Origin of the sequence: Pseudomonas sp. PDM05 (genome assembly GCF_014851685.1) — a bacterium.
Taxonomy (GTDB): Bacteria; Pseudomonadota; Gammaproteobacteria; order Pseudomonadales; family Pseudomonadaceae; genus Aquipseudomonas.
The window spans coordinates 136,661-150,583 of record NZ_JACVAC010000013.1 but is presented as its reverse complement, the minus strand read 5'-3'; the positions used below and the strand labels follow the sequence as shown (position 1 = coordinate 150,583).

12 protein-coding genes and 1 pseudogene are annotated in these 13,923 nt (G+C 63.3%); 12 read left to right on the top strand and 1 reads right to left on the bottom strand.

Translation table 11 applies throughout. The features are described from left to right. Positions 1-131 precede the first annotated feature (131 nt). The 4 genes and pseudogenes from IB241_RS22535 (at position 132) to IB241_RS27590 (ending at position 4,585) form a co-directional block, all read left to right on the top strand. Entirely contained in the window at positions 132-587 is a 456-nt protein-coding gene (locus tag IB241_RS22535) for a (2Fe-2S)-binding protein (RefSeq protein WP_192300403.1), read from the top strand. Continuing rightward, the gene (locus tag IB241_RS22530) at positions 587-2,803 is read left to right on the top strand and encodes a xanthine dehydrogenase family protein molybdopterin-binding subunit (protein ID WP_192300402.1); all 2,217 of its coding nucleotides are present in this window, start codon (positions 587-589) and stop codon (positions 2,801-2,803) included. The genes IB241_RS22535 and IB241_RS22530 overlap by 1 nt, the downstream gene beginning before the upstream one ends. Before the next feature lie 15 nt (positions 2,804-2,818). Then, a complete protein-coding gene (locus IB241_RS22525; RefSeq protein ID WP_192300401.1) occupies positions 2,819-4,150 on the top strand; it encodes a c-type cytochrome in 1,332 nt (443 codons plus the stop codon). Between the two features lie 239 nt (positions 4,151-4,389). Beyond that, positions 4,390-4,585: pseudogene (locus IB241_RS27590) on the top strand (hypothetical protein). A 53-nt stretch (positions 4,586-4,638) separates the two neighbouring features. On the opposite strand, the gene IB241_RS22520 reads toward IB241_RS27590, so the two are convergent. Then, positions 4,639-5,232: a LysE family translocator gene (locus IB241_RS22520; RefSeq protein ID WP_192300400.1), complete on the bottom strand. Its 594-nt coding sequence runs from the start codon at positions 5,230-5,232 to the stop codon at positions 4,639-4,641. Between the two features lie 791 nt (positions 5,233-6,023). On the opposite strand from IB241_RS22520, the gene IB241_RS22515 reads away from it, so the two are divergent. The 8 genes from IB241_RS22515 to IB241_RS22480 all read left to right on the top strand — a co-directional run bounded on the left by IB241_RS22515 (position 6,024) and on the right by IB241_RS22480 (position 13,879). Beyond that, positions 6,024-6,320 (top strand): DUF6124 family protein, encoded by a 297-nt coding sequence (locus IB241_RS22515; protein WP_192300399.1) that lies wholly within the window; start codon positions 6,024-6,026, stop codon positions 6,318-6,320. 543 nt (positions 6,321-6,863) lie between these two features. Next, positions 6,864-7,877: an iron ABC transporter substrate-binding protein gene (locus IB241_RS22510; protein WP_192300398.1), complete on the top strand. Its 1,014-nt coding sequence runs from the start codon at positions 6,864-6,866 to the stop codon at positions 7,875-7,877. A 39-nt stretch (positions 7,878-7,916) separates the two neighbouring features. Further along, on the top strand, positions 7,917-9,470 hold the full coding sequence (locus IB241_RS22505) for an ABC transporter permease (RefSeq protein WP_192300428.1): 1,554 nt from the start codon (positions 7,917-7,919) through the stop codon (positions 9,468-9,470). Next, the gene (locus IB241_RS22500; protein ID WP_192300397.1) at positions 9,467-10,534 is read left to right on the top strand and encodes an ABC transporter ATP-binding protein; all 1,068 of its coding nucleotides are present in this window, start codon (positions 9,467-9,469) and stop codon (positions 10,532-10,534) included. Before IB241_RS22505 ends, IB241_RS22500 begins: the two co-directional genes overlap by 4 nt. A gap of 61 nt (positions 10,535-10,595) precedes the next feature. Next, a complete protein-coding gene (locus IB241_RS22495; RefSeq protein WP_192300396.1) occupies positions 10,596-11,360 on the top strand; it encodes a hypothetical protein in 765 nt (254 codons plus the stop codon). 23 nt (positions 11,361-11,383) lie between these two features. After that, a complete protein-coding gene (locus tag IB241_RS22490) occupies positions 11,384-11,806 on the top strand; it encodes a hypothetical protein (protein WP_192300395.1) in 423 nt (140 codons plus the stop codon). Positions 11,807-11,891: 85 nt separating this feature from the next. Beyond that, entirely contained in the window at positions 11,892-12,557 is a 666-nt protein-coding gene (locus IB241_RS22485) for a response regulator transcription factor (RefSeq protein ID WP_192300394.1), read from the top strand. Next, the gene (locus IB241_RS22480; protein ID WP_192300393.1) at positions 12,533-13,879 is read left to right on the top strand and encodes an ATP-binding protein; all 1,347 of its coding nucleotides are present in this window, start codon (positions 12,533-12,535) and stop codon (positions 13,877-13,879) included. Before IB241_RS22485 ends, IB241_RS22480 begins: the two co-directional genes overlap by 25 nt. Positions 13,880-13,923 lie beyond the last annotated feature (44 nt).

The window sequence follows — 13,923 nt, the reverse complement described above, 5'->3', positions numbered from 1 at the left end:
TGCCTGATCCTCTGGATTTGACGACGGCCGGGCACATGGCCCTTGCGTGGTGGTCTAGAGTTCGACACTAAGCGGCCAGTGCATTCCCGATCCTATAAAGGCCGCACCTACCGTAGACGTGCAGGTGAGCCATGGAATTACGAATCAACCAGACGACCTATCAGGTCGATGCGGATGCCGATACCCCGTTGCTGTGGGTAATCCGCGATGACCTCGGCCTGACCGGCACCAAGTACGGCTGCGGCCTGGCCCAGTGCGGCGCCTGTTCGGTGCTGGTGGACGGCAACGTGGTGCGCAGTTGCGTGACCCCGGTGGCCGGGGTGGTCGGGCGTGACATCACTACCATCGAGGCGATTGAAACCGATGCCGTGGGCAAGCGCGTGGTCGCGGCCTGGGTCGAGCATCAGGTGGCGCAGTGCGGGTATTGCCAGTCCGGGCAGGTGATGGCGGCCACCGCGCTGCTCAAGCACACGCCCAAGCCGAGCACTGCGCAGATCGACGCGGCGATGGTCAACCTGTGCCGGTGCGGCACCTACAACGCGATTCATGCGGCGGTCGACGACCTGGCCAAGCAGGAGCACGCCTGATGAATACCCGCGACGAACTATTCGATGGCCCGGTGAACCTGTCGCGCCGGCGCTTTCTGGCGAGTACGGCGGTGGGTGCGCTGGTGATCGGTTTCGGCTTGCCCCTGGGTTCGGCCCGCGTGCAGGCCGCCACGGCGGAACGCGGCACCCAGGTGCCGGCGTTCCTGGAGATTCGCCCGGACGGTAGCGTGCGATTGCTCAGCCCCTTCATGGAAGGCGGGCAAGGCACGCACACGGCGATGGCGCAGATTGTCGGCGAGGAACTGGACGCTGACCCCGCGACCTTCATCGTCGAGGCCGCACCGCCGGGCGAGGCCTACGTGGTGATGGAAAACGGCATGCGTATCACCGGCGGCAGCATGTCGGTGCGTATGAGCTACCCCACCATGCGCCGCCTGGGCGCGCTGGCCCGGGCCATGTTGTTGCAGGCCGGCGCCGAGCAGTTGGGCGTGCCCCTGACCGAACTGAGCACCCAACCCGGTCGCGTGGTACACGCGGCGTCCGGGCGCTCCCTGGGCTACGGCGAGTTGGCCGGACGCGCCCTGGACATGCCGGTGCCCGACCCGGCAGGCATCAAGCTACGCGACCCGAGCCAGTTCCGTTGGATCGGCAAGCCGGTACGTCGCGTCGATGCCTACGAAAAATCCACCGGCAAGGCGCAATACAGCATCGACCTCAAGGTCGACGGCATGCTCCACGCCGCGGTGCAACACGCACCGCGCCTGGGCATGACGGTGGGCAGCCTGCGCAATCAGGCGCAGGTCGAAGGAATGAAAGGCGTGCACTCGGTGCATCAACTGCCCGGCGCCGTCGCCGTGGTGGCCGAACGTTGGTGGCATGCCAAGCGTGCGGTGGAGGCGCTCCAGGTTGACTGGCAAGAGGCTGGTGCAGACGCGACCGTTCGGGTGATGCCCGCGGACTTTTCCAGCGATGGCTGGCGCGATGTGCTTGCGGCCCAGCAAGGCCCGGGGCGTGACGATGAAAACGAAGGCGATGTCGCCGCCGCCCTGAAAGGCGCCAAAACCAGCCTCGAAGCCACCTACCACAACCAGTACGTCAACCACGCCCAGCTGGAACCGCCCTCTGCCCTCGCCCGCTTCAACCCCGACGGCACCCTGGATATCTGGCTGCCCAACCAGGCACCGGACATGTTCCGCGCCGACATCGCCAAGCGCGCGGGTCTCGACCCGGCGCAGGTCAACCTGCACTCGCCGTTGCTGGGCGGTTTTTTTGGCCGGCATTTCTTGTATGACTCGGCCAGCCCGTATCCCCAGGCCATCGCGCTGGCCAAGGCGGTCGGCCGCCCGATCAAGCTGATCTGGAGCCGCGAGGAAGAGTTCCTGCGCGACGTGCTGCGCCCGGTGGCGGTGGTCAAGTTCCGTGCCGCGCTGGATGACAAAGGCTTTCCCGTGGCCATCGAGGCGGTCAGCGCCACCGAAGGCCCAACGGAAGCGATCGCCGGTAAACAGGGGGCCAAACTCGACCCCACGGCCCTGGAAGGATTGTCGGGAAAATCCTATGCGATCCCCAATAAACGCATCGCGCAGATCTACGTCAAAGGCCCGGCGATGCTGGGTTACTGGCGTTCGGTGGGCAATTCGCTGAATGACTTTTTCTACGAAGCGTTCCTCGACGAGTTGGCGGACAAGGGCGGCCACGATCCTTACGAGTTGCGCCTGCACCTGCTGCGTGACAACCCACGGCTGACCACCCTGCTGCAAGCGGTGGGCGAGTTGTCCGGCGGTTGGAAACGCGGGCCGTTCACCGCCGAGGACGGCAGCCGCCGTGCGCGGGGCGTGGCCATGGCCTCGCCGTTCGGCTCCCATGCGGCGGTGATCGCCGAGGTGTCGATTGAACACGGCCAGGTCAAGGTGCATGACATCTGGGAAGCGATTGACCCGGGCAGCATCGTCAACCCGGCGATTGTCGAAGCCCAGGTGAATGGCGCGGTGGCGTTGGGCTTGTCCCAGACGCTGCTGGAGGAAGCAGTGTTCGTCGACGGCAAGCCGCGGGCGCGCAATTACGACCTGTACCCGATCCTGCCACCGTCGCGGATGGCGCGGGTGCATGTGCGGATTGTCGAGAGTGGCGAAAAGATGGGCGGCATCGGCGAACCGCCGCTGCCCGCCGTCGCGCCGGCCGTGGCCAATGCGGTGGCGCAGTTGACCGGCCAGCGCATCCGCAGCCTGCCCCTGAGCCGCCACACCTTCAGCTAACGCCAGGAACCGCCCATGAACAACCGACGATTGGCTAGAACCGCAGGCTGGCTGGCGCTGCCCTGCCTGGTCGCCGCCGCCGTGCTGGCCTGGTATGTCACCCGCCAGCCCGCTTCGCCCTTTGAGCAAACACAAAGTGTGGATGCCGCATTGGTCAGTCGCGGCGAGTACGTCGCCCGCCTCAGTGACTGCGTGGCCTGCCACAGCCTGCCAGGCAAGGCGCCGTTCGCCGGCGGCCTGGAGATGGCCACGCCGCTGGGCACGATCCACGCCACCAACATCACGCCGGACCGCGACAACGGCATCGGCAACTACTCCCTGGCCGACTTCGACCGCGCGGTGCGCCATGGCGTGACGCCGGACGGGCGCCGGCTCTACCCGGCGATGCCCTACCCGTCCTATGTGAAGCTCAGCGACGACGACATCCGGGCGCTGTACGCGTTTTTCATGGCAGGTGTGCAACCGGCCAACCTGCCGAACATCCCCAGCGACATTCCCTGGCCGCTGAACCTGCGCTGGCCCATTGCGTTGTGGAACGGCGTGTTCGCCCCCAGCACGCCCTACGCGGCCAAATCGGCGCAGGATGAGCTGTGGAACCGTGGCGCGTATATCGTGCAAGGCCCCGGCCACTGCGGCAGTTGCCACACCCCCCGTGGGCTGGCGTTCAACGAGAAGGCCCTGGACGAGTCCGGCGCGCCCTTCCTCGCCGGCGCCCTGCTCGACGGCTGGTACGCCCCCAGCCTGCGCCAGGACCCCAACAGCGGGTTGGGACGCTGGAGCGAGCCGCAGATCGTGCAATTCCTCAAGACCGGGCGCAACGCCCATGCGGTGGTCTACGGCTCGATGACCGAGGCGTTCAACAACTCCACGCAGTTCATGCAAGACGCCGACCTGGCCGCCATCGCCCGTTACCTCAAGTCGCTGCCCGGCGACCCGCAGCGTGACGGCACGCCGTGGCAATACCAGGCGGCGGCCGCCAGCAACGCGCCCGGCGCCCACACCTATGCGACCCGCTGCGCGTCCTGCCACGGCCTGGACGGCAAGGGCCAGCCCGAATGGATGCCGCCCCTGGCCGGCGCCACCTCGGCACTCGCCAAGGAAAGCGCCTCGGCGATCAACATCACCCTCAACGGCTCGCAACGCGTCGTCGCCGCCGGGGTGCCGGACGCCTACCGCATGCCGGCCTTGCGCGAGCAACTGTCGGATCAGGAAATCGCCGAAGTGCTCAGCTACATGCGCAGCACCTGGGGCAATCACGGCGGCCCGGTGGATGCGCAGGCGGTGGGCAAGCTGCGCGGGCATACCGATCCGGCGAGCAGCAGCCCGATTATTTTGCATATGCGCTGAGGTCGGGCTTCAGCGATGCTGATGCTGCGGTTCACCGCAACTATAGCGGTGATCCCTTCGCAGCCTCGCTGGGGCTCGACAGCTCCCACAGGGGATTGGCAGTGTCTGCCGCGTGACTGTGCGCTGGGCACCTGCGGGTGTGCCAGACCAACTGGCCGGTCGGCCAACCCGCGTACAGCCGCCACTCCCCGTTTAGTCGCGAAGGGGTCGGCTCCTTATCTACCAGTTGGAGATACACGATAAACAAGGTCGTCCCCGATCCTCCCTTCTACCCCACCAAAGACCGCGCCGCCTTTAACCGGGCTAGATTGTGGCGAGCCACTGGCAAGCCCCGAGCGGGCGAAGATCCTGGCAGTGTGGCATTTGCTGGAAATTGCCAAGACTACGGTGGATCGCTCTATCGAGTGCCTGAAGCCCACAAAAGCTGCGGCGTGAATGCGCGAAGAACAAGCCGAACCGCCCTTGACTGGCTGGCATCAGGACAAACATCAAAGCACTAAAGCACGACCCATCTGCCAAGCTGCAAACCCAATCAGGCATACCCCGCTAACTCGGTTCAGCCAGCCAAAATGGGCTCTCCCCGCGAGCGTCCTCTTGATCATCGCCCCTGCAACCACATAAAGCATTTGCCCTAAAAGCGACCCTGTTAGAACTCCCAGCAAATTCAAGTACAGACCAGACCCATCAAGCTGGCCGCCGCTGGCGACGACATAGGAGGAAATTGCCGCGATGGTGAGTGGACTCGTCAACGTCAATAAAAAAACCGCGACAAACCCTGCGGCTCGCCTGGTTACCGCCGCACGCGCAGTTTTTTTGAAAGTGAGCACACCTAGATAAAAGAGGTAGACAATCGCAGCCCACGCCAACCACTGACTATTGGCGAGCCAAAATGCTTCAATCGACTTCAAACCAATAAAAGCGACAGCTGCAAACAACGCGTCGGCAACTGCCGCACCGAGAGCTCCGGGTAACGCACTACGAAAGCCGTGGGTGATGGATTGTCCCAGAATAGTCAAGGCTACCGGACCGAAACTTATCGAAAGCAGTATCGAGAACAGCATGGCGCCCAAGAAGTCCTGCATCTAACTCACAACCTCTCTAAACATCGGATAGCAAAAAAAGCCAATACTGGATCATCTTCATCAACCATTCCGTATTCACTGGCGTACTTTTTCCTTATTGTTTTTAAGCATGGGAGTTTGAGTCATTTACCAAAAAAACAAATCACCAACAACAAACTCTTCACTCAACTACTATCCTACATACAACACTGTAGGCTTTTACTGTAAGCACTTCCCACCCTGAAACGCCCCTTCTACTTATAGATAAACATCACCTATTAAGTATCTTCGTCAGTGCTAATAAGCTACACGAACAAAAAAGTTCTACGGGCATACCAATGCGAGGCATCGACAGGCTTCAGGTTTTTTCCAGCTTGCTTCGTCGTTGCGATAACGGCGTGTCAGCCAGTAATTGCATTGGCTGACCTGCCGCTTTCGCAGGCAAGCCAGCTCCCACATTTTGATCTCCATGCATCAGGGGACTTCGCTGGGTTACTGGCGTTTTGTCATGGTTTGTAAAGGGCCAGCAAGCCGTGTCGCTTTAAATTGCAGGACGTTTCCTAGACAATCTCTGCCGCCTTGTGCCTGCTGGAATCGGTGGCTAGTCTGCGGTCCGTCACTGCTTATCAGTGACCGGGTTTAGTCGCCTGACCTCCAGTTGTGCGCAAGCTGTCACCGTGTTCATGGTGGCTGTGCGCAGGGCACCTTCGGGTGCGCCGGATCCAACTGGCCGGTCGACTAACCTGCGTACAGCCGCCACCCTCGTTTAGTCGCGAGGGATCGGCTCCTCACCTACCAGTTGGAGATACACGATGAATAAGGTTGTGCCAGATCCCCCCTTCGACCCCGCCAAAGACCGCGCCGCCTTCAACCGCGTCATCGATCACTACCTGCCCACCAGAGGTTTCCACTCGGTCAACGAAGACCTGAGCTTCGAAGACGCCCTGCTCTATACCGCCAGCCTGCTCGACAGCGCGTCGGCCACCGCACTTGATTGTGGTGAGCAACTGACAAGCCCCGAGCGGGCAAAGATCCTGGCAGTGTGGCATTTGCTGGAAATTGCCAAGACTACGGTGGATCGCTCTATTAACTGCCTGAAATATAACTAAAAAATCTGGGACTTAGCTTGATTGCGATAGCGCCGTGCCAGTCGCCAAAAATGCCAGCTGACCCACCCTTTCGCAGGCAAGCCAGCTCCCACATTTGAATTTGCGCCTGGCTCAAAAAACAGGCTCACCAGGTATCCCCTGTGGGAGCGGGCTTGCCCGCGAAGGCGGTATGCCAGCCGCCAAAAATGCCAGCTGACCCACCCTTTCGCAGGCAAGCCAGCTCCCACATTTAAATTTGCGCCTGGCTCAAAAAACAGGCTCACCAGGTATCCCCTGTGGGAGCGGGCTCGCCCGCGAAGGCGGTATGCCTGTCGCCAAAAATGCCAGCCGAACCACCGCGTCCTCAGGCAAGCCAGCCCCAACAGGGGATCTCCACCGTCTGATAGTCCTCATCACAATTGTTAACCGTTTCTTTGACGTTTTTTTCTCATCTGCCGCTCTACATTCGCCGCGCCCAAACATGCAAATGATTCCTATTGGTCTAGGCTCAATCGACCACTAGCGGACTTCCCGTGCAGTTATAAAAACCGGAGCGCTCACCGCATGACCAGCCGTCTTCCTTCCTTTATCAAAAAAGCCCTGCTCGCCACTGCATTGGTCAGCGCGGGGCATGTGTATGCCGCTGATTCGGTGGGCATCGTGGTGTACAACGCCCAGCACGAAAGCCTGACCAAGGCTTGGGTCGAAGGGTTTACCCAGGAGACCGGTATCCCGGTGACTATCCGCAACGGCGATGACACCGAGATGGGCAACCAGATCGTGCAGGAAGGCGCCGCCTCTCCGGCCGATGTGTTTCTCACCGAGAACTCGCCAGCCATGGTGCTGGTAGACAACGCCGGGCTGTTCGCGCCGGTGGCACCGACCACCCTGGAACAGGTAGACGCCGCTTACCGTCCGGCCCACGGCAAGTGGATTGGCATTGCCGCGCGTTCGACGGTGTTTGTGTACAACCCAAGCAAGCTCAACGCCGGCGACTTGCCAAAGTCCCTGCTGGACCTCGCGTCGCCAAGCTGGAAAGGCCGCTGGGCCGCGTCCCCGGCCGGGGCCGACTTCCAGGCCATCGTCGCCGCTGTGCTGGAACTCAAGGGCGAAGCCGCGACCCTCGATTGGCTCAAGGCGATGAAAGCCAACGCGGCCATCTACCGTGGCAACAGCGCGGTGCTCAAGGCCGTCAACGCAGGCCAGGTCGACAGCGGCGTGATTTATCACTACTACAGCTTCGTCGACCAATCCAAGACCGGCGAAAACAGCAAGAACACCCAGTTGCACTACTTCAAGCACCAAGACCCGGGCGCATTCGTGAGCATTTCCGGCGCCGGTGTATTGGCCTCCAGCAAACACCAGGAACAGGCCCAGGCCTTCGTGAAGTGGATCACTGGCAAAGATGGCCAGGCGATCTTGAAAGACGGCAACTCGTTCGAATACGCCGTTGGCCAGAACGCGCAATCCAACCCCAAGCTGGTGCCGCTGGCGCAACTGGACGCGCCGAAGGTCGACGCCTCCAAGCTCAACAGCAAAAAAGCGGTTGAACTGATGACCCAAGCCGGACTGCTCTGATTGTTGCCTGAAACGTCCCTCCCCGGCATTGCCCACGCGATGCCACACAAACGCACCCGCGGCCTGTTCAGAGGCCGTGGGGGTACGTGGGTCACCGGCCTGTCGGTGCTGGTTTCGCTGCTGGCGCTGTTGCCGATTGCGTTTGTGATCGGGGTGTCCTGGCAGATCGGCTGGGCGCAGATCGAGGCGTTGGTGTGGCGGCCACGGGTCGGCGAGTTGCTGGTCAACACCGTGCTGCTGGTGATGTTCACCCTGCCCCTGTGCATTGCGCTCGGCGTGGCCCTGGCCTGGTTGACCGAACGCACCAACCTGCCCGGCCGCCGCGTCTGGTCGCTGCTGGCGGTTGCGCCGCTGGCGGTGCCGGCGTTTGTGCACAGTTACGCGTGGGTCAGCCTGGTGCCGTCGATCCACGGCTTGCCTGCCGGTGTGCTGGTGTCGGTGATTGCCTATTTTCCATTTCTGTACCTGCCGGTGGCGGCGACCCTGCGCCGGTTGGACCCGGCCATCGAAGACGTGGCCGAATCCCTGGGCCTCAAGCCCTGGGCGGTGTTCTGGCGCGTGGTCTTGCCACAGCTGCGCCTGGCGATCTGCGGCGGTGCGCTGCTGGTGGGCCTGCACCTGCTGGCCGAATACGGCCTGTACGCGATGATTCGCTTTGATACCTTCACCACGGCGATTTTCGATCAATTCAAATCCACCTTTAATGGCCCGGCCGCCAATATGCTCGCGGCGGTGCTGGCCCTGTGTTGCCTGGCGATGCTCACCGCCGAATCCGCCGCGCGCGGCCATGCACGGTATGCGCGGGTCGGCTCCGGCAGCGCCCGCGAACAACGCACCGTGCAACTGAGCACGAGCACCACCCTGCTCGCCCTGACCCTGCAAGGCATGACCTGCGCGTTGGCCCTTGGCGTGCCGCTGATCACCCTGGGCCAGTGGCTGGTCGCCGGTGGCGCGCAGGTCTGGCAGTTCGACGAGCTGCTGCCGGCGCTCCTGCAAACCGTGCAACTGGGCGTTGCTGGCGCACTGTTGACCACCTGCGCGGCGGTGCCGATCGCCTGGCTGTCGATTCGCGCACCGGGGCGCTTGCAACGCCTCCTGGAAGGCTGCAACTACATCACCAGTTCGCTGCCCGGCATCGTCGTTGCGCTGGCGCTGGTCACGGTGACCATCCACTTCGCCCGGCCGATCTACCAGACCACCATTACGGTGCTGCTCGCCTACTTGTTGATGTTCCTGCCACGGGCCCTGGTGAGCCTGCGTGCCGGTATCGCCCAGGCGCCGGTGGAGCTGGAAAACATGGCGCGCAGCCTCGGCCGTTCGCCGGGCCGCGCGTTGTGGCTGATCACCATGCGCCTGGCCGCACCGTCCGCTGCGGCGGGTGCGGCGCTGGTGTTCCTGGCGATCACCAACGAGCTGACCGCCACCCTGCTGCTGGCGCCCAACGGCACCCGCACCCTGGCCACCGGTTTCTGGGCGATGACCAGTGAAATCGACTACGCAGCGGCAGCCCCTTACGCGCTGATCATGATCCTGTTGTCACTGCCGTTGACCGGCCTTCTCTACCACCAATCCAAACGCACGGCAGGCCGATGAACGCTCTCGAACTGAACGCACTCTGCAAATCCTTTGGCACCCAGCGTGCCCTGGCGGATGTCAGCCTGTCGGTGCCCACCGGCAGCCGCACCGTGATTGTCGGGCCGTCCGGCTCGGGCAAGACCACCTTGTTGCGCATGATCGCCGGCTTTGAATTTCCCGACTCCGGCAGCCTCACCCTCGACGGCCAACCGCTGGTCGACGGCACCCACGCCGTGCCGGCCCATCAGCGCCAGATCGGCTATGTACCGCAGGACGGCGCGCTGTTCCCGCACATGACGGTAGCCGACAACATCGGCTTCGGCCTGGCCACCCAGGGCCAAGCGCGCCACACACGCATCGCCGAATTGATGGACAGCGTGGCCCTCGACGCCAACATGGCGCGGCGCTGGCCCCACGAACTGTCCGGCGGCCAACAACAGCGCGTGGCGCTGGCCCGCGCCCTGGCGCAACAACCCCGGCTGATGTTGCTGGATGAACCGTTCTCGGCCCTGGACACCGGGCTGCGCTCGGCGATGCGCAAGATGGTCGCGCGGCTGCTGAGCGACGCGGGTATCACCACGATCCTGGTGACCCACGATCAAAGCGAGGCGCTATCGTTCGCCGATCAACTGGCAGTGATGCGCCAGGGCCGCCTGGTGCAATCGGGCCATCCGATGGACCTGTACCAATACCCCGTCGACGAGCAGACCGCGTTGTTTCTCGGCGAAGCCGTCGTCATGCCCGCAAGGATCGAAGCCGGCTGGGCCCACTGCGGCCTGGGCCGCGTGCCAGTCGACAGCAAGCTCGACCACGAAACCTCGCGGATCATGCTGCGCCCGGAACAACTGCAACTGAGCGCCAGTCACGATAGCGGCTGCCGCGGCGTGGTGACTGAACGCGAATTCGGCGGCAATACCTGCACGCTGACCGTGACGCTGCCCGCCAATGAGTTCGCGCCCGGCCAGTCAATCCTGGTGCGCAGCTCCGGCCTGCAGGCACCGCCCAACGGCAGCGTGGTGCACCTCACCACCGTGGGCTTGGCCCATGTCCTGAAAAAAACCGCGGCCCTCAGTCCCAGCTAAGTTTCGTGCCGTACCTTCTCCCCTGCGCCAACCACCGCGCAGTCAAGGAGAGGTAAGCCCGATGAATGCCACAGCAGCCCGTTGGCTGAACAAAGTACCCGAGGTGACGCTGTCCTTCTGGGTGATCAAGATCTTGTCCACCACCGTGGGCGAAACCGGCGCGGATTACCTCGCCGTCGATGCCGGTTTCGGCGCCGGCTGGACCAGCATCGGTATGGCCGCGCTGCTGGCCGTGGCGCTGTTCTGGCAGATGCGCACCAAGGCCTACACGCCGTGGATCTACTGGTTGACCGTGGTGCTGGTGAGCATCGTCGGCACGCAGATCACCGACATCCTCACCGACAAGCTCGACGTCAGCCTGTACGCCAGTACGGCGATTTTCTCGGTGTTGCTCGGCCTCAACTTTATGGTCTGGTATCGCACCGAACACAGCCTGTCGATCCGCGACATCGTGACCCCGCGCCGCGAGTGGTTCTACTGGACCACTGTGCTCTGCACCTTCGCACTCGGCACCGCCGCCGGTGACCTGGCCACCGAAGCGCTGGGCCTGGGCTTCACCCTTGGCGCCTTCATTTTCGCCGGCTTGATCGCGGCGGCACTGGTGGCCTGGCGGCTGGGCGTCAACTCAGTGCTGACGTTCTGGGTCGCCTACATCCTCACCCGCCCGTTCGGCGCCTCCCTCGGCGACCTGCTGACCCAAGCCAAGACCTACGGCGGCCTGGGCATGGGCGCCAGTTGGACCAGCGCGCTGTTCCTCTGCGTCATCGTGCTGTTGGTGGCCGTTGCGCAACTCAGCGTCGGCAACCGCAAAGCCATTACCCCATGAATACTCACACCAAGGAAAGCCTCATGCGCCCTGTTCAAGACCTGATTCGCCGCGTCGCTATCGCCTCCGCCATTCTGATGCTGGGCATCGCTACCGGCTGCTCCAAACCGGCCGATAAACCCAACGAAGCCGCAGGTTCGGCGACCAGCCAACGCCAGGCCTCGAAACTGGGCGATCTATCGGAGTTCCGCAACATTGCGGTGGACGTCTCGGCCCTCGTCGCCAAGAACGACCTGGCGGGCGCCAAAGCTCGCATCAAGGACCTGGAAACCACCTGGGACTCCGCCGAAGCCGGCATCAAGCCGCGCGCCGCCAACGACTGGCATGTGCTCGACAAAGCCATCGACCGCGCCCTCTCGGCGTTGCGCGACGGCAACCCGAACCAGGCGGACTGCAAGGCCTCGATGGATGACCTGCTCAAGGCCTTCGACGTGATGAAAGGCTGATACCGGACAAATGCCCGCACGGGTGCTTCAATACACACGCGGCGATCACTTCGCCGCGTGTGGTTTTACTGAGGATGTGCGCGACATGCGGATACTGCTGGTCGAAGACGACCCGATGATTGGCGATGCGATCCAGCGTGCGCTCAGCGATGCAAGCTATGCCGCCGACTGGGTCAAGAACGGCATGACCGCCCTGGCCGCACTCGACACCCATCCCTACGACATGGTGCTGCTCGACCTCGGCCTGCCGGGCAAGGACGGCCTTGAGGTGCTGGGCTGCATCCGCGCGCGCAACAACTCCGTGCCCCTGCTGATCATCACCGCCCGTGACAGCCTCGACGACCGCCTGCGCGGCCTGGATGGCGGCGCCGATGACTATTTGCTCAAACCATTCGACATCCCCGAACTGCTCGCGCGCATGCGCGCGGTGCTGCGCCGTAAGGGCGGCAGCGCGTTGTCGTTGCTGGGCAATGGTGTGGTCTCGCTGGACCTGGTGTCCAAGCAAGCCAGCACCGACGAGCTCACCGGCGTGGCGTTATCGAGCCGTGAGTTTGCGTTGCTGCAAGCGCTGCTGATCCGCCCGGGGGCGATCCTGTCCCGCAGTGAACTGGAAGACCGCCTATATGGCTGGGGCAACGAAGTCGAGAGCAACGCCATCGAGTTCCTGATCCACGCCTTGCGGCGCAAGTTGGGCAGTCATGTGATCAAGAACGTCAGGGGCATGGGATGGATGGTTTCAAAAAGCGTTTGAGTGAGTCGGTGCAACTGCGCCTGTCGGTGACGCTGTCGCTGGCGATTTTGCTGGTGGCGGTGCTGGCCAGCGTGTTTGCGTTTGTCTCGGCGTTTGACGAAGCCCACGAACAGCAGGACGACACCTTGCGCCAGGTGGCCATGCTGTTCGACCGCCAGCAGATGACCCTGCAATACCCCCAAGCCACGCGCATCGAGGGCGATGACGAAGAGTCGCGGGTGATCATCCAACACCTGGGCGACGGCCAGCATGCGACGGGCACCACCGATGAGGCGTTGCCCCTGCCCTTTCCCACGACCCTCGCTGATGGGCTGGCTACCGTGGATGTCGCGGGTGAAGCCTTTCGCGTACTGGTGCACACCACCGCACGCGGCGAGCGGATTGCGGTGGCTCAGGAATCCGACGCCCGCGACAAGGACGCCCGCGAGAGCGCCTGGCGCAGCCTGCTGCCGTTCCTGATCCTGTTTCCGGTGCTGCTGCTGGTGGTCGGCGACCTGGTGCGCAAGCTGTTCCGTCCGATTGGCGTGCTCGCCGCCGAGATCGACCAGCGCGCCGAACAGGAACTGCATCCCATCGAGGAGCAGCACCTGCCCACCGAAGTGCGGCCGTTTGTGGTCGCGATCAATCGCCTGCTGGCGCGGGTCGCGCAGTCCATGGACAGCCAGCGACGCTTTGTCGCCGACGCCGCCCACGAACTGCGCTCGCCGATGACCGCCTTGTCGCTGCAAGCCGACCGCCTGGCGGCCACCGACCTCTCGCCAACCAGCCGCGAGCGTTTTGTGCCGCTGTCCCGTGGCATCGAGCGCGGTCGCAAACTGATCGACCAGTTACTGAGCCTGGCGGCGGCCCAATCCACCTCGGCGCGGGTGCAAACCACGTTGTCGGTGCATGAACTGTATCGCCAGGTCCTCGAAGACCTGCTGCCCCTGGCCGAGCGCAAGCAGATCGACATCGGCGTTGAAAGCCCCACGGACGTACAGGTGCAGTTCAATGGGATGGACCTGCTGACCCTGGTCAAAAACCTGGTGGACAACGCCATCCGCTACACCCCACCGGGCGGGCGCATTGATCTGTCGGTAGAACAGTTGCCGGACGCTGTGCTGCTGCAAGTCAAAGACACCGGGCCGGGTATTGCCGTAGAGGAACGCACGCGGGTGTTCGACCCGTTCTATCGCAGCCTGGGCACCGACGAAGCAGGTTCCGGGCTCGGCTTGTCGATCGTCAAGGCCATCGCCGACCGTACCGGCGCGCGGGTGGCGTTGTCGTTTAGCGATGAGGTGCAACAGCGGGGGTTGTGTGTGAGTGTCTGGTTGCCGACTTGACCTAATTTGGAATAAACCAGCTCAACTGTGTTTACCCTGCTGCA

What these genes read in the sequence shown, in the direction of transcription:
- IB241_RS22535 (WP_192300403.1), top strand. Translation starts at nt 132, where the DNA reads ATGGAATTACGAATCAACCAGACGACCTATCAGGTCGATGCGGATGCC.
- IB241_RS22500 (WP_192300397.1), top strand. Translation starts at nt 9,467, where the DNA reads ATGAACGCTCTCGAACTGAACGCACTCTGCAAATCCTTTGGCACCCAG.
- IB241_RS22480 (WP_192300393.1), top strand. Translation starts at nt 12,533, where the DNA reads ATGGATGGTTTCAAAAAGCGTTTGAGTGAGTCGGTGCAACTGCGCCTG.
- IB241_RS22520 (WP_192300400.1), bottom strand. Translation starts at nt 5,232, where the DNA reads ATGCAGGACTTCTTGGGCGCCATGCTGTTCTCGATACTGCTTTCGATA.
- IB241_RS22525 (WP_192300401.1), top strand. Translation starts at nt 2,819, where the DNA reads ATGAACAACCGACGATTGGCTAGAACCGCAGGCTGGCTGGCGCTGCCC.
- IB241_RS22495 (WP_192300396.1), top strand. Translation starts at nt 10,596, where the DNA reads ATGAATGCCACAGCAGCCCGTTGGCTGAACAAAGTACCCGAGGTGACG.
- IB241_RS22490 (WP_192300395.1), top strand. Translation starts at nt 11,384, where the DNA reads ATGCGCCCTGTTCAAGACCTGATTCGCCGCGTCGCTATCGCCTCCGCC.
- IB241_RS22485 (WP_192300394.1), top strand. Translation starts at nt 11,892, where the DNA reads ATGCGGATACTGCTGGTCGAAGACGACCCGATGATTGGCGATGCGATC.
- IB241_RS22505 (WP_192300428.1), top strand. Translation starts at nt 7,917, where the DNA reads ATGCCACACAAACGCACCCGCGGCCTGTTCAGAGGCCGTGGGGGTACG.
- IB241_RS22530 (WP_192300402.1), top strand. Translation starts at nt 587, where the DNA reads ATGAATACCCGCGACGAACTATTCGATGGCCCGGTGAACCTGTCGCGC.
- IB241_RS22515 (WP_192300399.1), top strand. Translation starts at nt 6,024, where the DNA reads ATGAATAAGGTTGTGCCAGATCCCCCCTTCGACCCCGCCAAAGACCGC.
- IB241_RS22510 (WP_192300398.1), top strand. Translation starts at nt 6,864, where the DNA reads ATGACCAGCCGTCTTCCTTCCTTTATCAAAAAAGCCCTGCTCGCCACT.